We start from the raw sequence: 25,226 nt of genomic DNA, 5'->3' as shown, positions 1-25,226 counted from the left end.
GCACCCTAGCCCGATCATCCAGCGAAATTAAGCCCCTATCTGACCATGCTCAGGTCAACCGAGCGCGGCAAGTGCCGGGAAAGTTTCCAAGAGCCAGTACGAGAAGCGAGAGAAGCCGCCGGTCAGCATCAGCAGGCCAATCGTCCAAAGAAGAAGGCCCATGATCCGTTCAATCCGCAACATGTGTCGTTTCATGAAATTCATGACCCCGGTCATACGCGGGAAGAAAGCGGCAACCAGCAGGAACGGGATGCCCAGCCCGGCAGCATAGATCGCCAGAAGCGTGGTGCCCCGTGTGACGGACCCTTCGGACGCCGCCAGCGAAAGAATCGCGCCCAGTTGTGGACCGATGCAGGGCGTCCAGCCAAAGGCAAAAGCCAGCCCCAGAACATAGGCTCCAAACGCGCTGCCACCCTGATCGCCTGCGTCCAGCCGTGCGTCGCGGTTCAAGAAGGGGATCGTGATCACGCCTAGAAAATGCGCGCCGAACACCATAACGACAATTCCCGCGAACGTGGAAAAAAGTTGTTGATTTTGCAGGAAAAATGCCCCGAAAGCCGAGGCCGCAAAGCCGAGGAACAGAAAAACGGTGGACAGGCCCATGACGAAGAACAAAGCCGCGAGAGTGGCCTTGCGGGCGGCACTTCTACCCTCGCTCATCTCGCCCATGCTGACGCCGGACATGTAGGCCAGATAGGGCGGCACAATGGGCAGCACGCAAGGGCTGAGAAAGCTCAGAATCCCCGCGACGAAGGCGATGATCAATGCCGGCAGCAGGCTTGCATCTATGAGTTCAAATCCAAACATACCCCCACATAGCGCGCCAAATCTGCGCCGTCACCTGCCTGTTTGTCACAACTGCGCGACATATTGGTGCACCCTGATGGATGGACAGCAAAGCGCCAAGCGCCTAAGGGAAGATATGGAATTTGACGACGATCTGGATGCAATGGGGCTTCTGTGTCCGCTGCCTGTTCTGAAAGCGCGCAAGCGTTTGAAATCGCTTGAAAAAGGCCAGATTTTGCGCCTGCAGGCGACTGATCCGGCTGCGGTGATCGACGTGCCGCATTTCTGTGCCGAACAGGGCCACACCCTGCTGGCCCAGAACAAGGCGGGCAACAGCACCCATTACTTCATCCGCAAGGGCTGATCACAACAAAGGCCGGGCATGCCCCGGCCTTCGTCTTTCTTATCTTGGCAGAAAACTCTTAGCGACCCAGTGACCACCACCCTTTGCGTTTGGGCTTTGACGGCTCGTCCGATGCAGGCTGAGGTTCTGGTGTCACGTCAGGCTTGGCACTTTCCGGCGCAGGCGCAGGCGTCGTGTCCGGCGCAGGCTCTGCGGTTTCAGGCGCGGGCATCGGGGTCACATCTGCGCCGCCTTCGGGAGCGTTTGCCGTTTCGTCAACCTTTTTGCGTTTTGCCGGGGCCCGTTTGCGGGTCGGCTTGGCAGGCTTGGCATCAACCTCAGTTTTAGCATCGTCGGTCGGCGCAGCTTCGGTTTCGTCCGTCTTGGCGTCTTCGACGATCGCCTTCTTGGCGCGAGGTTTGCGTGCAGGTTTCTTGGGGGCCTCGTCCACGTCTGCCTCCGACGCTGCGCCTTGTACGACCGCCTCATCGGAGTTTGCGACAGCTGCAGCCCGCTTGCGAGGCGCGCGCTTGCGCTTGGGTTTCTCGTCAGCCTCGGCCTTTGCATCGGCATCGGCCTTCGCAGTCGCGTCGGCATCCGCCCCGTCCGCAGCCGCGGCATTATCCGCGTTCGTTGCATCATCTGCCCCGGCTTCGGCAACCGCACCGCGCTTGCGGGGTGCGCGTTTGCGCTTGGGCTTTTCATCCGCGTCTGCGGCAGGCGTGTCGGTCTTGTCGTCGGTTGGTGCTGTTTCCTTCACCTCAGGCGACGCGTCCTTCTGTTCCGGGCTGTCACCGTTCTGGCTATCCGAACTCTCATCCCCTCCGTTCGACGGCTTGCGGCGACGACGGCGTGGGCGGCGGCGTTTTTTGGGCTTCGTCTCATCATCCTCGCCATTATCGTGGGGGACAACCTCCGCCTCTTCCACATCGTCGATTTCTTGCATCAAGGATGCGTCTACCGATACGACCGCATCCGAAGATTCCGGCACCGTGCGGGTGGCGGTCTTGAACTTCTCGATCGTGAAATCGGGCGAGACCAGAGAGGGATCACCCTCGACCCGGACGGCCATGCCATAACGCGCCTCGATCTGGGCGATATGTTCGCGTTTGTTGTTCACAAGGAAATTGACGATCCCGACCGGCGCCTTGACCAGAGCTTCGCGCGAACGGCGGCGCACGCCTTCTTCTTCAAGCTGACGCAGGATGGACAGCGCAAGGTTGTCGTCAGACCGGATCAGGCCCGTACCATGACAGTGGTGGCAGGGCTGGGTCGTTGCCTCGATCATGCCGGGGCGCAGACGTTGGCGCGACATTTCCATCAGGCCGAAACCGGAAATCCGGCCCACTTGGATGCGGGCGCGATCGGTTTTCAGCTTGTCCTTCATCCGCTTTTCAACGGCGTTATTGTTGCGCCGTTCGTCCATGTCGATAAAGTCGATCACGATCAGGCCCGCAAGGTCGCGCAGACGCAGTTGGCGCGCCACTTCTTCCGCGGCCTCAAGGTTGGTTTTCAGCGCCGTTTCCTCGATCGAGCCTTCTTTGGTGGCACGGCCCGAGTTCACGTCGATGGCTACCAGTGCCTCGGTCACGCCGATCACGATATAACCGCCGGATTTCAGCTGCACCGTTGGGCTGAACATGCCCGACAAATAGCTTTCGACCTGATAGCGCGCAAACAACGGCATCTGGTCCTGATACAGCTTCACGTTTTTCGCATGGGACGGCATGATCATTTTCATGAAGTCCTTGGCGGTGCGATAGCCGACTTCGCCCTCCACAAACACTTCGTCAATTTCACGCGAATACAAGTCGCGGATCGAGCGTTTGATCAGGTTGCCTTCCTCGTAAATCTTGGCCGGCGCAGTTGAATTCAGCGTGAGTTCGCGGATTTGTTCCCATAGACGTTGCAGATATTCATAGTCGCGCCTGATTTCGGACTTGGTGCGCTTGGCGCCTGCCGTGCGTACAATCAGGCCAGCGCCTGTCGGCACGTCGATCTCGGCGGCAATTTCCTTCAGTTTTTTGCGATCGGGTGCGTTGGTGATCTTGCGGCTGATGCCGCCCCCGCGTGCAGTGTTGGGCATAAGGACGCAATAGCGACCCGCCAGCGACAAGTAGGTGGTCAGTGCGGCGCCTTTGTTGCCACGTTCTTCTTTCACCACCTGCACCAGAAGGATCTGGCGCACTTTGATTACTTCCTGAATCTTGTAACGCTTGGGGCGCGGCTTGCGGCGTGGGCGGATGTCATCGGTTGAATCGTCGTCCGCGACGCTTTCGATCTGGTCGTCCTTTTCGGTTGCATCCAGCGGGGCGTCATCGTCATCGTCGCTGTCCTCATCGTCCGAACTGTCGTCGTCAGAGCTGTCATCCTTGGCCTTCGACGGCTGGTCGTCGCCATTGGGTTCGTCAATCGGTTCTTCGACAGGGGTCTCTTCGACCAACTCCATGGGCGACTGCCCCTCAAGCGGGTCGCCATTGCCGTTTTCATCGCCGTCTTCAAGGTCGATCACATCCATGCTTGAACTGGACGACTCGATCTCCTTCGTGGTAACGGCGTCGTCTGAAATAGCCTCTTCGGCTTTGGACTGGCTGCGCGGGCGGGATCGGCGGCGGCGCGATTTGGGCTTTTCCTCTTCGGCAGCCATAGCTTCGGCATAGGCGCGTTCTTCTTCCAGAAGCGCCTCGCGGTCAGCGACGGGGATTTGGTAATAATCCGGATGAATTTCCGAGAAAGCCAGAAAACCGTGGCGATTGCCGCCGTAATCGACAAAGGCCGCCTGCAACGAGGGTTCGACCCGCGTCACCTTGGCCAGATAAATGTTGCCAGCTAGCTGGCGTTTGTTTTCCGATTCAAAGTCAAATTCCTCGACCTTGTTTCCGTCCACCACCACAACGCGGGTTTCTTCCGCGTGGGTGGCATCAATAAGCATCTTCTTGGGCATATATTCTTTCTGCACCGCGATCGGCGCGCCCTTCCTGGTGGAAGCGCGCGGTTTTCGGGGTGGCTTGTCAGGGCGAAGCGATGCGTGGGACGCAGCAACACGGCAAGAGGCTTGCGCCCTGCCGTCTGTGTTTGCTCGATCCTCTCGCGCATCATCGCGTTTCTTCTCCGGTCGCGGCAAGGGGTGGCTGACTTATCAGAACGCCCCGGCGCGACCCATTCAAGTGCCCGGCCTGTTGTCAGACATCGGGCGTATTTTCCAACCAAAGGCGGCGGCCCTTCCGGCTCGACCGTCGTCGATCTTCAATTTCTCACCGCGGCAGCCAGCCCATAGGGGCGCGTTCCGTGGCATTATCGGACTGTTTTGTCCCGGTCTGCGGCCTTGGCCTACATTCGGTCGACGTAACAGCGAAACTCTTGCGGGTGATCACACATGAGTGTGTGGTCCACCTCATGCTGACCATACGTGGTCCGGGGTTGGAATGACAATGGGCAAAATGCGTCTTGGCACATATGAATGGTTAACGCCCGCCAAGGCTGACGCCCTAGTATAGCCCCCCCGACGACATCGAGCCAAAATCGGCCTTGCCCGGCACCACAACGGTTTTCCCTGTCGAGGTCTGGACCTGCGTTCCTTCATCGTCGGTTTCGCCACGGTCAAACATGGGCAGGTTGGCCCCCATCGCAAAGCCGCCGTCAAACATCACGCCGAACAGCGGTTCTTCCCCATCGCGGAAATATTCGGCGACCACGTGATCGCCCGAAGCGTCGGGCGGCAGGCGCGAGCCGGTAAAGCGATCAATCTTGATGAAATGCCCGCCCGGCGGAACCTTGAATTCACCGCCGCCATATTCCTTGATCGCCTCTAACATGAAACGCTGGAACACAGGGCCACACATACCCCCACCCGACGTGCCAGGCATCGAGCGCGGGCGATCATACCCGATATAGCACCCGGCCACGATGTTCGACGTAAAGCCGACGAACCACGCGTCGCGTTCGTCATTGGTCGTGCCGGTCTTGCCAGCCGTCGGCACCGGCAGGTTGACCACGCTGCGCGCGGTGCCGCGTTCCACCACCCCCCGCAACATCGAGGTCAACTGATAGGCGGTGATGGCGTTCATCACCCGTTCGCGGTCTGATACAATCTCCGGCGCCTGCCCATTGGCAAGCGTGGGGTCGTCGCAATCGGTGCATTGGCGGCTGTCATGGCGATAAATAGTCTTGCCCCAACGGTCCTGTACCCGGTCGACCAGCGTGGGTTCAACCCGCTCTCCGCCATTGGCAAACATCGCGTAGGCGGCGACCATGCGAAAAAGCGTCGTTTCCTCGGCGCCTAAAGAGTTCGCCAGAAACTGGTTCATACGGTCATAGACGCCGAAGCGTTCAGCATAGCCCGCCACCGTGTCCATTCCGATTTCCTGCGCCAGACGTACGGTCATCAAGTTGCGCGACTGCTCGATCCCCGTCCGTAGGGGCGTTGGGCCATAAAAACGATTGGAATAGTTCTTGGGCCGCCAGATTTTACCCCCCGCGACAACCTCGATCGGGGCGTCGATGACGATGGTGGCAGGCGAAAAGCCACTGTCCAGCGCCGCCGCATAGACGAAGGGCTTGAAGCTCGACCCCGGCTGACGCGTTGCTTGCGTGGCCCGGTTGAAGACCGAATGCTGATAGCTAAAGCCCCCCTGCATCGCGATCACCCGGCCGGTGTTCACGTCCATTGCCATGAACCCGCCCTGCACTTCGGGCACCTGTCGCAATGTCCAGCGGATGAAGCTGCCGTCATCATCACGGGTCATTTGGCGAACATGCACGACCTCGCCCACCTTCAACAAATCGCCTGCGACCTGTGCGCGGCGTCCAAGACTGCGGTCTTCCAGACGGCGACGCGCCCATGTCACGTCCTTGGCGGGAATCCAGTGACCGTCTTCGTCCTCGGGCACGCCTTCAATCCCGATGCGCGCATCATTAGCGCCGACGTCCAGCACAACAGCCGGGTACCAGCCTTCGATATCTCGCGGAAAACGAGTGTCCGCCAGTGCCGCGCGCCACGTGTCTTCGTCGGCCAGCGCCTCGTTGGGCAAGGTCACGCCGGTCGGACGCCAGACGCCTCGGCTGCGGTCATATTTCTCAAGCCCTATGCGCAGGCTTTTCGCGGCCACGTCCTGCAAATCCGGGTCGACGGTGGCGCGTACGGCCAAACCGCCGGTAAAAAACTCCTCTTCCCCGAAATCACGGCTGAGTTGGCGGCGGATTTCGTCGGTGAAGTAATCCCGCGGCGGAAGCGCCTCGCGAAAAGCGGGGAAGTCGCCATTCTGAACCGACCTCAGGGGCTTTGCCACCTCGGTGTCGTAAGTCGCCCGGTCCAGATACCCGTTCTGAAACATCTCGCGCAGGACGTAATTGCGCCGCGACAGCAGACGTTCCTTCGCACGAACAGGGTGGTAATTGCTGGGCGCTTGCGGCATCGCGGCCAACGTTGCAGCCTCGTGCGGCTCCAATTCGTCCAGTGTCTTGTTGAAATAGGTCTGCGCAGCGGCGGTCACACCATACGAGTTCTGACCCAGAAAAATCTCGTTAAGATACAGCGCCAGAATCTCATCTTTGGACAAGGTGCTTTCCAGACGCACCGACAGGATCAGCTCCTTGATCTTGCGCTCCGCCGATCGCTCAGAGCTGAGCAGGAAGTTCTTTACCACCTGCTGCGGAATGGTGGACGCGCCACGCAGCTTGCCACCCCGCGCCGCTTCAAGTGCAGCCGCCGCGATCCCACGCGGGTCAAACCCCGCATGGGTATAGAAATTCTTGTCCTCGGCCGAGATGAAAGCGTGCTTCACAAGTGCCGGAACCTCGTCAGCGGGGGTGAACAGGCGGCGTTCGCGGGCGAATTCATCCATCAGTTGACCTTCGCCGGAATACACCCGACTGATGGTTGCCGGCGTATAGTTGGCAAGTTGTTCGTGGCTGGGCAAGTCCCTGGAATACATCCAGAAAACGCCGCCGATCGCCAGCGCAGCCATGAAAATGGCCAACGTAATGCCGGTAAACACGGCACCGAAAATGCCAAGAATGAATCTGATCACGCGCGCGTCCTTTGAATTCTGCTTCCTTCCTATAAAGGGACCGCAGGGCCGGGTCAAAACCCCTTGGCGGGGAAAATCGGCCATTTTGCGCCCTTTGTCGCGGCAAACGTCACACCCTGCGGGGGCGGATTGCAACTGACCTGCCCGCGTCATATGTCTTGACCCACACACAAAACCGGAGGCCCAATGCTTACCACCCTTCCCTTCCCCGCCCGTCCCGTATTTGATGCAAACGCACAAACCGGTGACAAACCGCTTGAGGGATTGCCCGAATGGGATCTGAGCGACCTTTACGCCTCGCAAGATGCCCCTGAACTCGCGCGCGATTTGCAGTGGCTTGAAAAAGCCTGCGCCGATTTTGCCGCGACGTATCAAGATAAACTGGCGGATCTGGATGCCGCAGGCATGTTGGGCTGTATCGAAGATTATGAAAAAATCGACCTGATCGGCGGGCGCATCATGTCTTTCGCCGGTCTGCGCTATTATCAGAAAACCACCGATGCCGACCGCGCGCAGTTTTTGCAAAACTGCCAAGAAAAGATCACTGTATTCACCGCGCCGCTTGTCTTTTTCTCGCTGGAAGTGAACCGGATCGACGACAAGGTGCTGGACGGCTGGTTTGCCGACAATGCGGCACTGGCCCGCTACAAGCCCATTTTTGACCGACTGCGCGCCTTGCGACCATATCAACTGTCCGACGAGTTGGAGCATTTTCTGCACGACAAGTCCTCGGTCGGCGCATCGGCTTGGAACACCTTGTTTGACGAAACCATCGCGGGGCTGGTTTTCACCGTCGATGGCGAAGAACTGGGGCTTGAAGCCACGGCGAACCTTCTGACCGACCAGGACCGCGATATTCGCCAAGCCGCCGCGGAAGAAATTGCCCGTGTGCTGGACGAGAACATCAAGATCTTTTCGCGCGTTCACAACACCTTGGTCAAAGAAAAGGACATCGAGGACACATGGCGCAAGATGCCCAGCCCGCAGACCGGGCGTCACCTTGCAAACCACGTGGAACCCGAAGTGGTCGAAGCCTTGCGCAACGCCGTGGTCGCCGCCTATCCGCGCCTGAGCCACCGGTATTATGAATTGAAACGCAAGTGGCTGGGGCTGGACGTGATGCAGGTTTGGGACCGCAACGCGCCCCTGCCAATGGAGGACGACAAGCTGGTCGATTGGCCTGCGGCTGAGAAGATCGTCATGGACGCTTATGCTGATTTCGACCCACGCATGGCCGAGATTGCAGCACCGTTCTTTTCAAAAGGTTGGATCGACGCGGGCGTAAAACCCGGCAAGGCGCCGGGCGCGTTCGCCCACCCCACAGTGACCAACGTACACCCTTATGTGATGCTGAACTACCTCGGCAAGCCCCGCGACGTGATGACTTTGGCCCACGAACTCGGCCACGGCGTCCACCAGGTGCTGGCCGCAGATCAGGGCGAGATGCTGTCATCAACGCCGCTGACGCTGGCCGAAACTGCCTCGGTCTTCGGTGAAATGCTGACCTTTCGCAAACTGCTGAGCGAAGCGAAAACCACGGCTGAGAAGAAGGTTCTTCTGGCAGGCAAGGTCGAAGACATGATCAACACGGTCGTGCGCCAAATCGCATTTTATGACTTCGAATGCAAACTGCACGAAGCTCGTGCGGGCGGCGAGTTGACCCCCGACCAGATCAACGACATCTGGATGAGCGTTCAGGGTGAAAGCCTTGGCCCGGTATTCGAATTCATGGACGGTTATGAAACCTTCTGGGCCTACATCCCGCATTTCGTCCATTCGCCCTTCTACGTCTATGCCTACGCGTTTGGCGACGGTCTCGTGAATGCGCTTTACGCGGTCTATGAGGAAGGCGGCGACGACTTTCAGGACAAGTATTTCGAGATGCTGAAAGCGGGCGGATCAAAACACCACAAAGAGCTTCTGGCTCCGTTCGGTCTTGATGCCTCGGACCCGAAATTTTGGGACAAGGGGCTGGCGATGATCGAAGGCTTCATTGATGAATTGGAAGCGATGGAAGACTGATCAAGAACGCGGGGGGCATTTTCGGCCCCCCGCTTCCTTGTTGCTGCCACTTACTGGACTACAATCTCTCCGCTGGGCTGCGGCGTGGTTGCGGTTTCGACGGGCAGCAGCGGATAGGTGACTTCCGGCATGGTGCCAGTCAAACTTTCCATGAACGCCACAAGCTGATCGGCGGTCGCATCATCAATCTCTTCACCCAACTGGCTTTCGGCCATGATCTGGACGGCGACTTTCAGATCCCAGACCTTACCAGAGTGGAAATAGGGCGCGGTCAGCGCGATATTCCGCAACGGCGAAGCGCGGAAGACATATTCATCATCCGCCGTTTCGGTGACCGCAAATCGCCCCTTGTCACCTTCCGGCAGAATATCCGCACCGGGCTTTTCGATCAGGCCGAACGGATAATATCCATGTCCGCCCAGGTTAACGCCCGAATGGCACGACGAGCAGCCCAGATCCACGAACTGCTCAAGCCCGGCCAGTTGCTGTTCGGTCATGGCATTGTCATCGCCGTTTAGCCAAGAATCGAACGGTGCGGGGGTGATCAGCGTGGCTTCGTATGCCTCGATCGCCTTGGCGAAGTTGTCGAAGGTGACCGGATCGGCCTCGCCCTCGAACGCATCTTTGAACCAGGTGACGTATTGCGGCATGGAATTCAGCGTCGCGACCACGTTGTCGGGTGTGTTGGCCATTTCGACCCCCGCCTGCACCGGACCCTTTGCTTGCTCGGCCAAGTCTGCGGCGCGACCGTCCCAGAACTGCGCCTCGTTAAAAACCGAGTTCAACACCGTGGGCGAGTTGCGTGGCCCCTTCTGCCAACCATGCCCGATCGAGGTTGGCATGTTGTCGTCCCCCCCGGTTGCCAAGTTGTGACATGAGTTGCATGAGAAAACGCCCGATGCCGACATGCGCGGGTCAAAGAACAGGGCTTTACCCAGCTCAATCTTGGCTTCGGTAATCACGTTGTCCTTCACTGCCGGCACCGTCGAGGGCAGCGGCTTGAAGGTTTCAAGCGCCACCGCGCGCAGATCATCGGCATATGCCATATTTGCGACCGTCAGCAGCGACCCAGCGGCAAGTGTCAGTTTTCCAAACATCTTTCCATTCTCCTAATACCTCGCGCGTAACACGACACTAGGATCAGGATGGGCCACTGCACTGATCTGGATCAATTCTAAATTAGAATTACTCTAAACACGTTCAGAAGTCGGAAGGTCTGACTATGTGACCAAGTAAACACAAAGTCAGTCAGTCGCTTGGTAAATCAAAGGATGAAACAGGTTTAAAAAGAAAGGTGCTTCCTCAAAGTATCGCGTTTTCCTAAACGCATTTGCCTTTTTACCGTTCCGAAAAATAGCGGACCAAATGATCCTGGTCTCACCGTTAGAGCCACATTGTGTCCCTTTACTTCAACTGGCTGTCCTTTGATCCACGCCGGTTGAACCCCGGTCGTGATTTGAATGCAGCATCTCGATCATGCATGCAGTCGATACACAACTTCACACCTGGAATGGCTTTGCGCCGGGCTTCGGGGATTTCCTCTTCACATTCCGCGCAATGGGTGCGGCTTTCGCCGGCCGGCGCCTGATTAGCACGCAACCGCGCCAGTTCGTCCTGAACCGAGGCGTCAATCTGTTCCTGAACCGCGCCGTCGCGCGCCCAACCACCTGCCATTTTGCCCTCCGTCAGCTAATATCAACGGCCACGTCGAATACGCGGTCGATCATGGCTTGCGTGTCGCGGGAAAATTTAAGCGCGCAAGGATATGTCGCGCCCCCGGACACCGTGCGGCCGAAGTTGTCGACCTGACCGACCCAGCGTATCGCGGGTCGGTCAAGTCGGAAACAACAGGGCCTCAGCATCAGACCTCTTCCAATAGCCCCTTCTCGGAAGCAAGATCCTGCATCCTTTTTTGTAGCTTTTCAAAGGCGCGCACTTCGATCTGGCGAATGCGTTCGCGGCTGACATCATAGACACCCGAAAGTTCTTCCAGCGTGATTGGTTTATCTTTCAAACGACGCTGATTCAGGATGTCTTTCTCTCGCTCATTCAGCACGTCCATAGCTTGCGCCAGAAGCTCGCGCCGGACCTCAAGCTCGTCCTGCTCGGCGTAATCGCCAGCCTGATCGGCACCCTCGTCTTCCAGCCAGTCCTGCCACTGCATCGAGCCTTCGCCGTCTGCCGAAACGGTCGCGTTCAGTGACGCATCGCCCCCCGACAGGCGACGGTTCATCGATATGACCTCCTCCTCGGTCACATTCAGATCGCTGGCAATACGCGCCACGTTGTCCGGGCGCAAATCGCCGTCTTCCAAAGCGCCGATGCGGGCCTTCGCCTTGCGCAAGTTGAAAAACAACTTTTTCTGCGCAGAAGTCGTGCCCAGTTTCACCAAAGACCACGACCGCAGAATATACTCCTGAATCGAAGCCCTGATCCACCACATCGCATATGTCGCCAGACGGAAGCCTTTTTCCGGGTCAAACCTTTTGACAGCTTGCATCAGGCCCACATTAGCCTCGGAGATCACCTCGGCTTGCGGCAGGCCATAGCCGCGATAGCCCATCGCAATCTTGGCCGCCAACCGCAGGTGCGAGTTCACCATCTGGTGCGCCGCATCGCGGTCCTGATGGTCGACCCAGCGTTTGGCCAGCATGTATTCCTCTTCGGGTTCCAGCATCGGGAACTTCCGAATTTCCTGCATATAGCGGTTCAAACCGCCTTCCGGCGTCGGAGCCGGTAGATTTTTCAAGTTGCTCATGGTGTCAGTTCCTTTCCCACCTGCCCGCACGGGTTAGGGGATTGGCATGATAACAACCCCCGCGCTTCCTTCCCAACATGCAGACAAACGAAATTGACCAGTCGTGTTGAGATAAATATGCCCGCACACCTTGCGAAAGTGAAGAGCGTGTCATGAAAACTCACGCGGTCGTGCATTAAATTGCGAGTAATTTACAACAAAGGCGCCAACATCCCAATACTATTAAACAAAAGCCGTCGTGGAACGGTCCAGCCGGCCACCACTTCACGCTGAACTTTATCGGACATGGACAGAAACACCTTCTGCTTTTCACGCAGCGTGCCGACGGTTGCCTCATCAACCAGCATCATACTGTTCTCATAGTTCAGATCAAAGCTGCGCTGGTCCAGATTGGGCGAACCGACCAGCGCGGCGGTGCCGTCAACGCTCAGTATCTTTGCGTGCAGCAGACCGGGCTGAAATTCGTAGACATCAACCCCGGCTTTCAAGAGCGACCGATAGAAGCTGCGCGACGCAAAGGCGACGATCAGGCTGTCATTCGTGGCTGGCACGTTCAGGCGCACATAGACACCCCGCAAAGCAGCCGCGCAAATCTGCTGATGCAGCGCCTCGGACGGGACATAATAGGGCGTGGTGATAATCACCTCTTTCTGCGCCGAGGCCAAAAGCATCTGCATCATATCGGGCACCGCATGGACGCTTTCGGTCGGTCCCGTGCCCGCCATCACTGCGGGAAAACCGCCTTTGGGCATCTCGGGCTCGTGGTCAAGATAGCGTGCGATATCGTCGCCGCCATGCACCATCCAGTCCGACACGAACAGACGCTGTGCCTGCCATGCCACAGGCCCGCCAACGCGCAGCATCACGTCGACCCAAGGCGCAAACTTCTTCTTCACGCGAAACGCAGCATCGGCACAGTTCTGGCTGCCCACATATGTAATCGCGTGGTCAATCACGACAATTTTGCGGTGATTTCGAATGTCCAACCTGCGGATAAAGGCCGAAAGCAGTGGAAACCGGAACGCAAATGCAACGACCGTTTCCACCCCGCCCTCATTCATCCGCATCCACAGCGGATCGGACAACAGCTTGCGAGATCCCAGCCCATCCACGATCACCCGCGCCTTGATGCCGCGTCGGGCAGCACGGATCATCGCCTCGGCCACTCGCGTGCCGTTATCGTCGGCCAGCCATATATAGAACAGAAGATGCGCGTGGTCCGTCGCCGCATCTATATCGGCCACCAGCCAGTCGATGCTTTCATTGCTGTCGATCGTCACGTCAGCACGGTTGCCCGCCAACGGCAAGAATCCATTGACGGAAGCGGCCCGCGCGAAGGCCTGCCGATACAGCAAAGGAAGCGCAGCACGCGGCTGGTCGTTCGGCTGTTTGGGAAGCTCGCGGCGCAAATCCTTGAGTTTTCGATCAGATTTCCGGTCCGCGCTGGTGTCCCCAAGGAAGAAATAGGCCACCACACCGACCACTGGCAAGGTCATGATCACCACGCTCCACGCCAATCGAGATGCAGGCGACCGATGTTCACGCGTTACCGCCCGCGCGATCGTGGCCAGGTCCAGCAAAATCAGCAGAACCGCCCAGATCGCCCCCCAGGATCCCCAAGATACCGTCGTCATGACCCGCCTGCCCCGCTCCGTCCAGCGGGTTTATGCCCCCGCCCGCAATGTTTCGATCAAGGCCACCATATCGGCGGGCAAGGGCGCGTCAAACCTCAAGTTCTCGCCGGTCACGGGATGTTCAAATCCCAGCGTTGCCGCATGAAGCGCCTGTCGCGGGAAGTTTCGCGCCGATTGGGCGCCTGCCTCGCCGATAGCTTTCACGTTCAGTTTGCGTTTTCCGCCATAGGTCGCATCCCCGATCAGGCCATGCCCTGCATGAGCCATATGCACGCGAATCTGGTGGGTGCGACCGGTTTCCAACCAGCATTCGATCATCGCAGCCTGCGCCGGGTCGCCGAAAACCTCGATGGTGCGCACGCGCGTGATGGCATGCCGCCCGCCAGAAAACAGCACCGCCTGCTTTTGCCGATCCGTCTTGTGCCGCGCCAGTTGCGTCGTGATTTTCAGGATATTGCCAGCCTCGAAACTGGTGCCGCGAATGCCGCCCAACCGCGGATCGCCCTTGTCGGGCGCACCATGGGTGACAGCGCTGTACCGACGTTCGACGCTATGCGCCTCGAACTGCTTGGCCAATCCGTGATGGGCCGCGTCCGACTTTGCCACAACCAACAGACCCGAGGTATCCTTGTCGATCCGATGCACGATGCCGGGCCGCTTTTCCCCACCCACGCCTGACAATTCACCGCCAAAATGGTGCAAAAGCGCGTTGACCAAGGTGCCCGTCGGCGTGCCCGGGGCTGGATGCACCACCATACCGGCAGGCTTGTTCACCACGATCAGATCGGCATCCTCATAGACGACATCCAACGGGATATCCTCGGGGCCGATATGGCTCTCCTCGGCTTCGGGCACGTGGATTTCGAACTGGTCGCCTTCGACCACCTTGGCCCGCGGGTCATCCATGACCTGCCCGCCACACCGCACCGCCCCTGCTGCGATCAACCGTGCCAGGCGCGAGCGCGACAGGTTCGCCTCCTCTGGCACATCGCGTGCAATCGCCTTATCAAGGCGCTTGGGCGGGTTCTCTGCAATGGTGACCGCGACGATACGGTGCGAGGATGACATGAACGATACTCCTGAACAGGATCTGGACGCAGCACTCGAGGCTACCGTGGGCCAAGGCACCGTGCGTTATCTGAAAACTCTGGTGACGGCCATGACCCTCACCACGATTGTGGGCCTTGTAGTGCTGGTGAGCGTCGTTGTCATGCGTTTCTCGCAAACCACGCCCGATCAGACGCGGGCCCCCGCCCTGCCCGACCAGATCACCCTGCCCGACGGCATGACGGCCGACGCAATCACCTTCGGCCCGGATTGGTATGCGGTGGTGGCGGGCGACGAAATCCTCGTCTTCGACCACGGCACCGGCGACCTGATCAAACGCATTACGGTTCGTTGAACGCAGAGGGTGATTTCGCAGTTTTGGGGGATGGTACCGACACCCCGGCTCGAACGGGGGACCTCTTGATCCACAATCAAGCGCTCTAACCTACTGAGCTATGTCGGCACGCTGGTTGCATTTACCCCCCCATGCAGACCAATGCAAGAGGTGGCGGCTTGAAAAATGTGCGAAAGACCACTAACCCGAAGCAACACGTTTCAGGAGGCCAGACATGGGCATCAACGACGAAAGCGACATCGACGCCAACCTTCAGATCGGGCCCACCTCACTGGGAATGGTGCGGCTTTACATCGAAGGTGGCGGGGTCGAATTGCCGATGGACTTTGAGCCGGAAGAGGCCGAGGAAATCGCCGAAGAACTCCGCACTGCCGCCGCACAAGCCCGCGCCTTGGCTGACAGCGCCAAGTCGAAAAAGAAAAAATAGTCCGTTTCTTCTGGCCCAAAATATCCCGGGGGTGAGGGACGAAGTCCCGAGGGGGCAGAGCCCCCTTTCCCTCAGATATTGACAAGGCCTGCCACGCCTGGATCGCGAAAGCCCTGCAACCTGCGCGCCGCATGGGTGGCGAATTTCTGCACCATCATCTTACGGCGCGCAGGTGGCAGCTTGTCCTCGGGCGCCATGCGGATGATCTCGGCGTCAAAGCTGTCGGCAATAATCAACCCCGTGCCCTCCGGCAACAAATCGGTCGGGAAATCTCCGTCCACGGCCCAGAAATAGCGGTCGCACCATTCCAGATAACCCTGCCATTTCTGGTCCGACATGAAGTCCACGCGAGAGGATTTGCACTCGATCACCCAAATCTCACCTTTCGGTCCAAGCGCCATCACATCCACCCGCAACCCCCGCGTCGGCACAAGCTCTTCCACCGTGACGAAGCCGTGGGCCAGCATGTGGCGACATACGCCGCGCGCCAGCAATTGGCCGGGCATCAAGGTTTGGCTTGGCATCTCCATAGGTCCAACATGAACAATTCATGAACATTTTGTCAATGCACCGCAATTCAGCCCGATCTCTCCCCTTGTAAGGCCCTTATCGGCCGCTTATCTAGGCCGTGGCGGCTTCTGCCCTTCTCGTCCCACGTGGGTACAATTCCAGTGGCCTTAAGCAATTCCGAGGGAGCTGGCTCTGTCCGGACCCTGGTTCGGTTACCCGGCGCCCACCTGTAAATACAGGTCCTCGGGAATTCTGACCCCGACGGATGCGTGCGGTTCCGCCAACTTTTCCCTGATCCGACCACCGTATGTTCACGCGGTTTTGTTCCCGGTCGCGTGCCGGTTTGGCGTAGGCTAAGCGGGAAGCGAAACAATCTGTTTGGGAGGATACTGTGAAACATCTGCTTTTGGCCCTTACCCTTGGCCTTGCCCCCATCGAAGCGATTGCCCAAAACGATGATGCCTTCAACGTCGAAGGGTCAGCGGGCAGCGCGGTTCAGGCCACGCCGGTCGCCCGGTTCGACCAGCCATGGGCGATCAGCTTCCTTGACGACAGCCAGCTTCTGGTAACCACCAAACCGGGCAAGCTCTGGCTTGTCTCGACCGATGGCAGCAAGCGCGCGGTCGATGGTGTGCCAAACCCGGTGGTCGGCGGTCAGGGCGGTTTGGGCGATGTGGTCCCCCACCCGGATTTCACCGAGAACAAACTGATTTACCTGTCTTATGTCGAAAGTCAGGATGGTGGGGCGACGCGTGGCGCCGTGGTGGTGCGCGCAACATTGATCCAAGACGATCCGCCCGCCCTGACGGATATCGAACGGATCTGGAGCCAACAGCCCCACCGCCCCGGGGCCGGTCATTTCTCGCACCGGATCGCCTTCGGTCCCAAGGGGTCAGCGCAGGAGGGCAAGCTGTTCATCACCTCGGGTGACCGGCAGGAACAAACCCCGGCCCAACGATGGGACATGGCGCTTGGCAAGATCATCCGGTTGAATGACGACGGCACGGTGCCCGCCGACAATCCGGTTCAGGATCAGGGCGAACTGGCCAAGACCTTCTGGACGCTCGGGCATCGCAACCTTCTGGGCATCGCCTTCGACGCTGACCAACAGCTCTGGACCCACGAAATGGGCCCGCGCCACGGGGACGAGTTGAACCTGATCAAACCCGGCTTGAACTATGGCTGGCCGGTGGTGTCGATGGGTGACAATTACAGTGGCAAAGCCATCCCCGACCACGACACACGCCCCGAGTTTGCCGCCCCCGCCGCGTTCTGGGTGCCCAGCATCGCGCCATCGGGTCTGGTGATCCATTCCGGTGAGATGTTCGCCGATTGGCAGGGCAACGCGCTGATCGGTGGCCTTGTCAGCCGCGCGCTGATCCGCGTCGCGATTGACGGCGACACGGCGCGCGAGGTCGAACGGTTCAGTTGGAACGTCCGCCTGCGGGATCTGGAGGAAGGGCCGGATGGCGCTTTGTGGGTGATCGAGGACGGGGGCGACGCAAGGCTGATTCGTTTGACGCCGCGCTAGGTTCAAGCCCTGCACGATGTGTCAGCTTGCCGGCCGTTACTTCTGCGAGGTCGCTTCCACACGCACCGGGATATTGGTGGCCACCGGCTCACGCTTGCCGCCCTTGGGCGTGTCGTCATGTTCCATCCGCATAACAGCGATGGCAAACTGGACGCCAGCAAACACAATGCCGTTGAACATGAACAACATCAGTACGGCAATCCAACCAATGTCCGACGTGGACACAAGATGCCACAAATTGCCGACATTGGTGTAAAGCAAAAGCGCAACGAAAGTCGCTGACAGACCGAACCCGATCAGCACTTGTTTGATATAAAGGCGAACGAGGCGTGGCATGGTTTTTCCTTTCCGTTTCACCTTCAACTTAACGCAGTTGAGCGGAAATTAAAGGGGCGACGGTGCGCAAGGTACAACTCAGCACCCTCGCGCCGCATGTTTGCAGGTATATTCGGCGATAATCTGACCCCCGATCAAAACGCCTCCGGGCGAGCTTCGCGGGCCATGTGATCCAGAACGGCGTTCGAAAATTTGCCCTCGTCGCTTTCCGGGAAGAAGGCTTTGGCGATATCCACAAACTCGGTGATCACAACTTTGGGCGGCGTCTCGCCCTGCGTCAGTTCGGCACCGGCAGCACGGAACAGGGCGCGCAAGGTCGGGTCGATGCGCCCCAAGGGCCATTTGGCCACCAGCGCGCGGTCAGTCATCTGGTCGATCTTCGCCTGATGGTTCACCGCATCCTCGATCAGTTTGCGAAACAGGCGACTGTCGCCTTCGGCCATTGCATAGTCGTCGAATTCCTCGCCAAAACGGTGGTCTTCGAATTCGACCATCACCCGATCGGCTGTTTGCCCCGAGGCTTCCATCTGGAACAGTGCCTGTACCGCAAAAAAACGGGCGGCGGATTTCATCTGGCGTTTCTGGTTGCCGGAAAGCGTCATGCGGTAGGGGTATCCTTCGTGTCACCTGCAAGCTTGATCGTGTCCGAGATCGACTTGAACCCGATACCTTTGCTTGCGCCGGCCCATTTGCGCGAAAGCGCGACCAGATGCAAGGCCGCAGCCGCAGCCCCACCGCCTTTATTTTGATCCTTGGTGTCCGCGCGCACCTCGGCCTGCTTGCGGTTTTCCACCGTCAGGATGCCGTTGCCAATGCACAGCCCTTGCAGCCCCATCATCTGGATCGCGCGCGAGCTGTCGTTGCAAACGGTTTCGTAATGCGTTGTCTCACCCCGGATCACACAGCCCAGCGCCACGTAACCGTCAAAGTTCGACAGCCGGTCGGCCATCGCGATGGCGGTGGGCACTTCCAGCGCGCCGGGCACCTCGACCAGGTCCCATGTGCCGCCTGCCGCTTCGATTTCGGCCTTGGCGCCGGCGACCAGATTGTCGGCGATGTCCTTGTAATAGGGCGCGACGACGATCAGAAGTTTCACGGGCTTGTCAAACTCCGGGCGGTCGAGCACGTAATGCTGTTCAGCTTTGGCCATGTCTCAATCCTTCTGAATGGGTCGGGTGCCGGTGATGGTCAGCCCATAGGCGTCAAGACCCACATATCGGGTATCCGGGCTGTCGGTCAAAAGAACCATGTCATGCAGGCCGAGGGCGGACAGGATTTGCGAGCCAAGCCCGATCTGGCGCACCGTGCGCGGCCCGTCGTCATCATCGTTGGCATGAAGCGTCTTGCGTGGTTCACGGAACAGGCAGACAACGCCCCTGCCCTCATCCGCGATGATCTGCATGGCGCGGGGCAACTCATCAGCGGGGCGCGGGCCAAGGCCCAGCACATCTTGCGCCTCTTGCAGCGCATGGGTGCGCACCAGCACCGGGTCCGGCGTGGTAATGTCGCCCTTGATCAGCACCACGTGCTCGATCTCATGGGTCAGGTCGGTGAAAATCCGCATCTCCCAATCGCCACCATATTGCGAGGTGACGTGTTCGCGCGAGGTTTCGCGCACCAGATTGTCGTGGCGGCGGCGATAGGAGATCAGGTCCGAGATGGTGCCGATCTTCAGCCCGTGCTTTTGGGCAATGTCCACCAGTTCCGGCAGACGTGCCATCGTCCCGTCTTCGTTCATGATCTCGCAGATCACGCCCGCGGGGGTGCGCCCAGCAAGGCGCGAGATGTCAACGGCGGCTTCCGTATGCCCTGCCCGCACCAACACGCCGCCATTGCGGGCGCGCAAGGGAAAGACGTGACCGGGGGTGGCGATGTCCGCGGGGCCGTTGGCAGGGTCGATGGCGGTGGACACCGTCAGTGCACGGTCGGCGGCGGAAATGCCGGTTGTGACGCCTTCACGCGCCTCGATCGAGGTGGTGAACGCCGTTTCATGGCGCGAGGAGTTGTGCGTGGACATCATCGACAGACCCAATTCCTGAATACGCGCGGCCTCCATCGGCAAACAGATCAATCCGCGTCCGTGGGTGGCCATGAAGTTGATCGCCTCTGTGGTGCAGGCATCGGCGGGAATGACAAAATCGCCCTCGTTCTCGCGGTCTTCGTGGTCGACAAGAATATACATCCGGCCCGCGCGGGCGTCTTCGATGATCTCTTCGGCGGACGAGATGGCGTCCGACAAGCTGGCCTCGACCGGGCCGGGCGTTTCATATGTGCTGCGATCAGGCATGGCGCGTTCCCTTCAGGTTCGCGCCCGTGACTAGCGCAGGCGGGATGCGTTTGCCAGCGCAAAGGCGGCGCGCGGGCATTCTAACGCGCCGTAATCCTGGTCTGCTGCCCGTCCCCCGTGATCTTGAACGTGTCGAGGCGTTTTTCGAAATACTTGCGCCAAGTCTTTTCTTCCAGATCAGACAGGGTGACGCCCAGCGCCGCGCGCAAGGTCGGGCTGACGCGACCGATCAACAACCCGTCCTTCTGCTTGCGCATCTCGGCCAGAATCTTCTGATCCATATCCTTGGGGTTGGTGTCCAGCGTCAACCAACTGGAACAGGACTTGCGATAATTCACCGGGGCTTTCCCCTCGCCCATCCCGGCAACCACATGGCCGCGTTCACGCAAGAAGGTCGCAAGGTGCGAGAAATCGCCATCTGAACTGACCAGAACAATGGTCCTGACCTTCGCCTCGAAGCTCAGTTCTGCCGCGTCAAGCGCCAGCGCAATATCGGCCGCGTTCTTGCCAAGCCCGGTATGCACCAGCTTGATGCCCGGTGCCTCGTCCCAGCCACGAATACGCGCGGCGTTGCCATAGACTCGTTTGACCAGAAGCTCGCCCAACTTCCCCGCTTCGACGATGATCTTGCCCGCCAACGCGCTTGAGATGTTTTCGCCATCAATCAGCAACGCGACGCGGTCGTCGTCAATGGGCGACCCTAACCCGTTATTATTCATCAACAATCCTTTCTTACCTGAAAGGTTTAGTTAGGCATCGCAGCGCACAGATCAAGTCATCAGGTCAAAACTGCCACAGCGCGGGCACAAACTCGAACGCATCCGCCGTGCGGCGTACGTGCCCCACGCCGGGAAACGGGAAGTGATAGCCCAGCACAGCAATCCGGTCAGACGCGGCCATGTCCAGAATCTTGCGGCGGCTGACCACCGTCATCTCGCCATCCGTGTCAGTGTCGTTGAACCAGTCGGGATGAGCGAAATTGGTATAGGCGTTGGTCAGCGCGTCGCCGGTGGCGATCAACTGTTGCCCGCCGCTGTCGATCATCACCGACAGATGGCCGGGCGTATGACCGGGGCTGTCCAGCAGCCGCACACCCGGCACCACCTCGGCGCCCCCGCCCACAAGCGTCCATTCCAATCCGTCCGCATTGATCGAGTTCACGGCACCCACCACGAATTGCTGTCGCTCTGGCGCGACTTGGTCCACCAGACCGTCTTGCAGCCAATAGGCCTGCTCGGCCTCGCCCATGAAGTATTCAGCGTCCGGGATCAGCGGTTCGTCAAAGTCGTCACGAATGCCCCAGATATGGTCCGGGTGGGCATGGGTGATCACCACATGAGTGATGCCCATCGGGTCAATCCCGGCGGCCTCAAGGTTGCCCATCAGCCGCCCGGTCGTATCCAGCCAGCGGGTGCCAGAACCGACGTCGATCAGCACCCGCGCATCGCCGATTTCGACATACAAGTGGTTGGTGTGGGAATAGCCACGCTCGGGATCAAGAAAATGATCTTTCAGAAACGCGATCTTCTCGTCCTCGGGCGCATTCACCGCCAACCCACTGCCGGGCAGCGAGAAATAGCCATCCGATACCACGGTCAGCCGCGCCTCGCCCAGTGTGAAGCTGAAATGCGCCGGGTTGCCAGCGGTGGGCGCGCCCAGCATGGCGCGGGCGGTGGCAGGCATGGCGAAAGCCGGCGCGATTGCGGCAAGGCGCAGAAGGTCACGGCGGGTCGGGCGGATCAGGGTCATGGGTGGCTCCGTCTTGGGTCAGGCGTTTCGGCCAATCATATGCCCGCACCCGAATATGTCAAAGACAACAACCACACCCGCGCGTTCCAATCACCCATATTCCGCCAGCCGCGCCACATAGCGCGCCAGCGTGTCGATTTCCAGATTCACCCGGTCGCCGATCTTTGCCTGCCCCCAGTTCGTCACCTCTTTGGTGTGCGAAATCAGGTTCACGCCAAATTCATCACCCTCAACTTCGTTCACGGTCAGCGATGTGCCGTTCAGCGCGACAGACCCTTTCGGCGCGATGAAGCGCGCCAACTCAGAGGGCGCACGGAACCGAACGCGAGTGCTGTCACCTTCGATTGTCATACCGATGATCTCGGCCACGCCGTCCACATGACCTGACACGATATGCCCGCCAAGCTCGTCACCGACCTTCAACGCGCGCTCAAGGTTCACCTTATGGCTCACCGTCCACGAGCCTAGATTGGTTTTCGATACCGTTTCGGCGGATATATCAACGTCATACCAGTCTTCACCCAGCGCCACGACCGTCAGGCAAACCCCGTCCGACGCGATCGAGGCACCGATGTCGATGCTGCTGGTGTCATATGCGGTCTCGATCCGGGCGCGCATGTCGCCGGATTGCTCCAAGGCTGCGACGCGCCCGATATCGGTGATAATACCTGTGAACATGACCTCTCCTTGCCGTCGGACTGCGTTGCCTTTGACCTAGCGCGACACGACGGTCTTGCCAAGCGCTTCGCGGGCCACATCATGGGTTACGGAACTGAAAGGTTCCCCTTTCATTATAAAGGAAGGCGGGCCAGAAAGGGAAATCCTCGGGGCCACCGAGGTTGAGGGTAAGATACAGTCACACGGAATACGCCATGAGCAAAATGACCAGCCAAGAACGACGTTTCTTGCTGTTGCAAGGCCCCCACGGCCCGTTTTTCTGGCAATTGGGGCGAATGCTGCGGGCGGCGGGCGCGCACGTTTGGCGCGTGGGCTTCAATATGGGCGATCAGGTGTTTTGGCGTGATCGCGCCAGTTACATTCCTTTCACCGCACCGCACGACACCTGGCCCGCGCGGTTTTCCGCTTTGCTGGATCGGCACAAGATCACCGATATCGTGCTTTATGGCGACACCCGCCCGATCCATGCACAAGCGATCGAGATCGCCCGCACCCGTGGTTTGACCGTGCATGTGTTTGAAGAAGGCTACCTGCGCCCTTATTGGGTAACATATGAGCGTGACGGATCGAACGGCCATTCCCGTCTGATGCAGATGACAGTGAAGCAGATGCGCGCGGCGTTGGCAGATGCCGAACTTGATATACCAGAAGCGCCGGCCCATTGGGGCGACATGCGCCACCATGTCTTCTATGGCGCGCTGTATCATTGGTTCGTGATGTTCGCAAACCGCCGCTATGGCAATTTCCGCCCTCATCGGGCACTGAGCGTTGGGCAAGAGCTGAAGCTCTATCTGATCCGGCTGTTATTGATGCCATACATTGCCGCCAACCGGATTGCAGCGACGGGCCGCATCAAATACGGTGGCTTCCCCTATCATCTTGCCCTGCTTCAACTTGAGCACGACTCCAGCTTTCAAAAACACAGCCCTTTCAACACGATGACAGAGTTTCTTGAGGCGGTAGTTGAAGGTTTTGCCACGGGCGCCCCGCCCCATCACCACCTTGTCTTCAAGGCTCACCCGCTTGAGGACGGGCGCGTGCCGCAGCGCGCCCAGATCCGCCGCCTTGCTGCGCAATACGGCATCGCCGACCGGGTACATTACGTGCGCGGGGGCAAGCTGGCACGGCTGCTGGACGATGCGCGATCTGCGGTGACGGTAAATTCGACCGCCGCCCAACAGGTGTTATGGCGCGGGCTACCGTTAAAGGTGTTCGGCACCGCGGTTTTTGACAAACCGGAATTCACCTCGTCCCAACCCCTTACGGAATTCTTCGACCAACCGACCCGCCCCGACAGCCGCGCCTATCGCGATTATCGCCACTACCTGTTGGAAACCAGCCAGGTGACAGGTGGTTACTACTCATCGCGCGGGCGGCGACAATTGCTTCGTCAGGTGGTGGACATGATGCTGGCCATGGATGACCCTTATCAGGCGCTGGAACGCGGAACAGCGGCACCTCGGCAACAATTGCGAAGCGTAAATTAGCACCCCTTGCGGGAAATGCTGGATATACGGCGCGCCTCAAACTAGGTTCGCGTCAAATATGGGTCCGGTACGCCGGCAGTTACAAGGAGCCCGAGCATTGAGCATCGTTGGCAATAAATGGGTGCGCGCAGCGGCCGCATGTGCATTGGTCGTGTCGCTTGGTGCCTGTGGCCTGCCCCGATCCGGCCCAAGCAAGCAGGAATTGTTCGCAAGTTCGGAAAATCAGGCGCGCGATGCCATCGTCGTTTTGGTGAACGACCGCGTCAACCGGGCCACCGCTGTTGTACCCGAGCTCGGTTTTTCCAAGGCCTTCGCCAACGCGGGGCTGGTCGGATCAGACACAATCCAGCCGGGCGACACGCTGGGCATCTCGATTTGGGAAAACGTCGAAAAGGGCATTCTGACGACCGCAGGCGCACCCGCCGCGTTGGAAGAGGTGCAGGTGGACGGCTCGGGCTTCATCTTCATTCCCTATGCTGGCCGCATCAAAGCCGCTGGCAACTCGCCCGAAGCGATCCGCCGGATCATAACCGGCAAACTAGCCGAACAAACTCCAGACCCGCAGGTTCTGGTCCGCCGTCTGGCTGGTGACGGGTCCACCGTGACGATCACCGGGGCTGTCAGCGGTCAGGGTGTCTATCCCATTGAACGCCCCACACGCACGCTGAATGCCATGCTGGCACGCGCGGGTGGCATCGCCATTTCGCCCGAGATCGCGAAGATCAAGGTCAACCGCGGAAACCAGACCGGCGAGGTGTGGTTCCAGGATCTATTCAACCACCCCGACACCAACATCGCCCTGCGCGGCGGCGACCGTATCCTGGTCGAAGAAGACACACGATCCTATACCGCCATCGGCGCGACCGGGGGCCAAGCACGCGTCCGGTTCGAGACCCAAACCCTGTCGGCGATGGAGGCACTTGCGCAAGTGGGCGGTCTGTCGACCTCGTCTGCGGATCCCAAAGGCATCTTCATCCTGCGCGATGAACGCGCCGAAATCGCCAACACCGTGCTGGGCCGCAACGACATCAGCAGCACCCAGCGCATGGTTTACGTGCTGGACCTGACCGAACCCAACGGCATGTTCGAAGCCCGCGATTTCATCATTCGCGATGGCGACACGGTGTACGTAACCGAAGCACCTTACGTCCAATGGACAAAGCTTTTGTCGGCCCTGACCGGGTCGCTGGCCACCGCGGGGTCGATTTCGTCACTGAACCAATCGCTGTCCGGATCCTGATCCAGAC

23 protein-coding genes and 1 tRNA gene are annotated in these 25,226 nt (G+C 59.3%); 7 read left to right on the top strand and 17 right to left on the bottom strand.

Annotated features, from left to right (window positions below):
* Positions 1-54 precede the first annotated feature (54 nt).
* On the bottom strand, positions 55-807 hold the full coding sequence (locus MN186_RS01165; protein ID WP_242110992.1) for a cytochrome c biogenesis CcdA family protein: 753 nt from the start codon (positions 805-807) through the stop codon (positions 55-57).
* 115 nt (positions 808-922) lie between these two features.
* On the opposite strand from MN186_RS01165, the gene MN186_RS01160 reads away from it, so the two are divergent.
* Positions 923-1,150 carry a sulfurtransferase TusA family protein gene (locus tag MN186_RS01160; protein ID WP_242111204.1) on the top strand — a complete coding sequence of 76 codons (228 nt, stop codon included), beginning with the start codon at positions 923-925 and terminating at the stop codon, positions 1,148-1,150.
* A 58-nt stretch (positions 1,151-1,208) separates the two neighbouring features.
* On the opposite strand, the gene MN186_RS01155 is transcribed toward MN186_RS01160, so the two are convergent.
* Together MN186_RS01155 and MN186_RS01150 are read right to left on the bottom strand one after the other, a co-directional pair.
* Positions 1,209-4,073: an Rne/Rng family ribonuclease gene (locus MN186_RS01155; protein WP_242110991.1), complete on the bottom strand. Its 2,865-nt coding sequence runs from the start codon at positions 4,071-4,073 to the stop codon at positions 1,209-1,211.
* Between the two features lie 544 nt (positions 4,074-4,617).
* Entirely contained in the window at positions 4,618-7,158 is a 2,541-nt protein-coding gene (locus tag MN186_RS01150) for a penicillin-binding protein 1A (protein WP_242110990.1), read from the bottom strand.
* Positions 7,159-7,344: 186 nt separating this feature from the next.
* Here MN186_RS01150 and MN186_RS01145 point away from each other — a divergent pair, with 186 nt between their 5' ends.
* Positions 7,345-9,180, top strand: a complete 1,836-nt coding sequence (locus tag MN186_RS01145; RefSeq protein ID WP_242110989.1) for a M3 family oligoendopeptidase — start codon at positions 7,345-7,347, stop codon at positions 9,178-9,180.
* A 50-nt stretch (positions 9,181-9,230) separates the two neighbouring features.
* Here MN186_RS01145 and MN186_RS01140 read toward each other — a convergent pair whose 3' ends face one another.
* The 5 genes from MN186_RS01140 to MN186_RS01120 all read right to left on the bottom strand — a co-directional run bounded on the left by MN186_RS01140 (position 9,231) and on the right by MN186_RS01120 (position 14,640).
* Positions 9,231-10,277 (bottom strand): cytochrome-c peroxidase, encoded by a 1,047-nt coding sequence (locus MN186_RS01140; RefSeq protein ID WP_275066111.1) that lies wholly within the window; start codon positions 10,275-10,277, stop codon positions 9,231-9,233.
* 307 nt (positions 10,278-10,584) lie between these two features.
* Positions 10,585-10,854, bottom strand: a complete 270-nt coding sequence (locus tag MN186_RS01135; protein WP_242110988.1) for a DksA/TraR family C4-type zinc finger protein — start codon at positions 10,852-10,854, stop codon at positions 10,585-10,587.
* A 187-nt stretch (positions 10,855-11,041) separates the two neighbouring features.
* Entirely contained in the window at positions 11,042-11,938 is an 897-nt protein-coding gene (rpoH, locus tag MN186_RS01130) for an RNA polymerase sigma factor RpoH (RefSeq protein ID WP_242110987.1), read from the bottom strand.
* Positions 11,939-12,129: 191 nt separating this feature from the next.
* Positions 12,130-13,572 carry a cardiolipin synthase gene (cls, locus tag MN186_RS01125; RefSeq protein WP_242110986.1) on the bottom strand — a complete coding sequence of 481 codons (1,443 nt, stop codon included), beginning with the start codon at positions 13,570-13,572 and terminating at the stop codon, positions 12,130-12,132.
* A gap of 30 nt (positions 13,573-13,602) precedes the next feature.
* Positions 13,603-14,640 carry an RluA family pseudouridine synthase gene (locus MN186_RS01120; RefSeq protein ID WP_242110985.1) on the bottom strand — a complete coding sequence of 346 codons (1,038 nt, stop codon included), beginning with the start codon at positions 14,638-14,640 and terminating at the stop codon, positions 13,603-13,605.
* Here MN186_RS01120 and MN186_RS01115 point away from each other — a divergent pair.
* A complete protein-coding gene (locus MN186_RS01115; RefSeq protein WP_242110984.1) occupies positions 14,639-14,974 on the top strand; it encodes a DUF6476 family protein in 336 nt (111 codons plus the stop codon). The two genes, MN186_RS01120 and MN186_RS01115, sit on opposite strands and share 2 nt — an antisense overlap.
* A 31-nt stretch (positions 14,975-15,005) precedes the next feature.
* Here MN186_RS01115 and MN186_RS01110 read toward each other — a convergent pair.
* Positions 15,006-15,082, bottom strand: a tRNA-His gene (locus MN186_RS01110).
* Between the two features lie 106 nt (positions 15,083-15,188).
* Here MN186_RS01110 and MN186_RS01105 point away from each other — a divergent pair.
* Positions 15,189-15,401: a DUF6324 family protein gene (locus MN186_RS01105; RefSeq protein WP_242110983.1), complete on the top strand. Its 213-nt coding sequence runs from the start codon at positions 15,189-15,191 to the stop codon at positions 15,399-15,401.
* 71 nt (positions 15,402-15,472) lie between these two features.
* On the opposite strand, the gene MN186_RS01100 is transcribed toward MN186_RS01105, so the two are convergent.
* Positions 15,473-15,931 (bottom strand): MmcB family DNA repair protein, encoded by a 459-nt coding sequence (locus MN186_RS01100; protein ID WP_420838878.1) that lies wholly within the window; start codon positions 15,929-15,931, stop codon positions 15,473-15,475.
* A 371-nt stretch (positions 15,932-16,302) separates the two neighbouring features.
* Here MN186_RS01100 and MN186_RS01095 point away from each other — a divergent pair, with 371 nt between their 5' ends.
* Positions 16,303-17,442 carry a PQQ-dependent sugar dehydrogenase gene (locus MN186_RS01095; RefSeq protein ID WP_242110982.1) on the top strand — a complete coding sequence of 380 codons (1,140 nt, stop codon included), beginning with the start codon at positions 16,303-16,305 and terminating at the stop codon, positions 17,440-17,442.
* 36 nt (positions 17,443-17,478) lie between these two features.
* Here the strand turns inward: MN186_RS01095 and MN186_RS01090 are convergent, their stop codons facing one another.
* From MN186_RS01090 to MN186_RS01060, 7 genes are all read right to left on the bottom strand, one after another.
* Complete coding sequence (locus tag MN186_RS01090; protein ID WP_242110981.1) at positions 17,479-17,778, bottom strand: hypothetical protein; 300 nt, start codon at positions 17,776-17,778, stop codon at positions 17,479-17,481.
* Between the two features lie 134 nt (positions 17,779-17,912).
* Positions 17,913-18,380: a transcription antitermination factor NusB gene (nusB, locus tag MN186_RS01085; protein ID WP_242110980.1), complete on the bottom strand. Its 468-nt coding sequence runs from the start codon at positions 18,378-18,380 to the stop codon at positions 17,913-17,915.
* Positions 18,377-18,928, bottom strand: a complete 552-nt coding sequence (locus MN186_RS01080; protein WP_242110979.1) for a 6,7-dimethyl-8-ribityllumazine synthase — start codon at positions 18,926-18,928, stop codon at positions 18,377-18,379. The genes nusB and MN186_RS01080 overlap by 4 nt, the downstream gene beginning before the upstream one ends.
* Positions 18,929-18,931: 3 nt before the next feature.
* Positions 18,932-20,065 (bottom strand): 3,4-dihydroxy-2-butanone-4-phosphate synthase, encoded by a 1,134-nt coding sequence (ribB, locus tag MN186_RS01075; RefSeq protein ID WP_242110977.1) that lies wholly within the window; start codon positions 20,063-20,065, stop codon positions 18,932-18,934.
* A gap of 80 nt (positions 20,066-20,145) precedes the next feature.
* Positions 20,146-20,784 (bottom strand): NYN domain-containing protein, encoded by a 639-nt coding sequence (locus MN186_RS01070; RefSeq protein ID WP_242110975.1) that lies wholly within the window; start codon positions 20,782-20,784, stop codon positions 20,146-20,148.
* Between the two features lie 64 nt (positions 20,785-20,848).
* Complete coding sequence (locus tag MN186_RS01065; RefSeq protein WP_242110973.1) at positions 20,849-21,814, bottom strand: MBL fold metallo-hydrolase; 966 nt, start codon at positions 21,812-21,814, stop codon at positions 20,849-20,851.
* A gap of 90 nt (positions 21,815-21,904) precedes the next feature.
* Positions 21,905-22,492: a riboflavin synthase gene (locus tag MN186_RS01060; RefSeq protein WP_242110972.1), complete on the bottom strand. Its 588-nt coding sequence runs from the start codon at positions 22,490-22,492 to the stop codon at positions 21,905-21,907.
* Positions 22,493-22,686: 194 nt separating this feature from the next.
* On the opposite strand from MN186_RS01060, the gene MN186_RS01055 reads away from it, so the two are divergent.
* Positions 22,687-23,979 carry a capsule biosynthesis protein gene (locus MN186_RS01055; RefSeq protein WP_242110970.1) on the top strand — a complete coding sequence of 431 codons (1,293 nt, stop codon included), beginning with the start codon at positions 22,687-22,689 and terminating at the stop codon, positions 23,977-23,979.
* 97 nt (positions 23,980-24,076) lie between these two features.
* Positions 24,077-25,219 carry a polysaccharide biosynthesis/export family protein gene (locus MN186_RS01050; RefSeq protein WP_242110968.1) on the top strand — a complete coding sequence of 381 codons (1,143 nt, stop codon included), beginning with the start codon at positions 24,077-24,079 and terminating at the stop codon, positions 25,217-25,219.
* Positions 25,220-25,226 lie beyond the last annotated feature (7 nt).

It is taken from the genome of Aliiroseovarius sediminis (assembly GCF_022678485.1).
Classification (GTDB): Bacteria; Pseudomonadota; Alphaproteobacteria; order Rhodobacterales; family Rhodobacteraceae; genus Aliiroseovarius; species Aliiroseovarius sediminis.
Note: the sequence above shows the minus strand (reverse complement) of the source record. Positions and strands in the feature narration are given on the sequence as shown.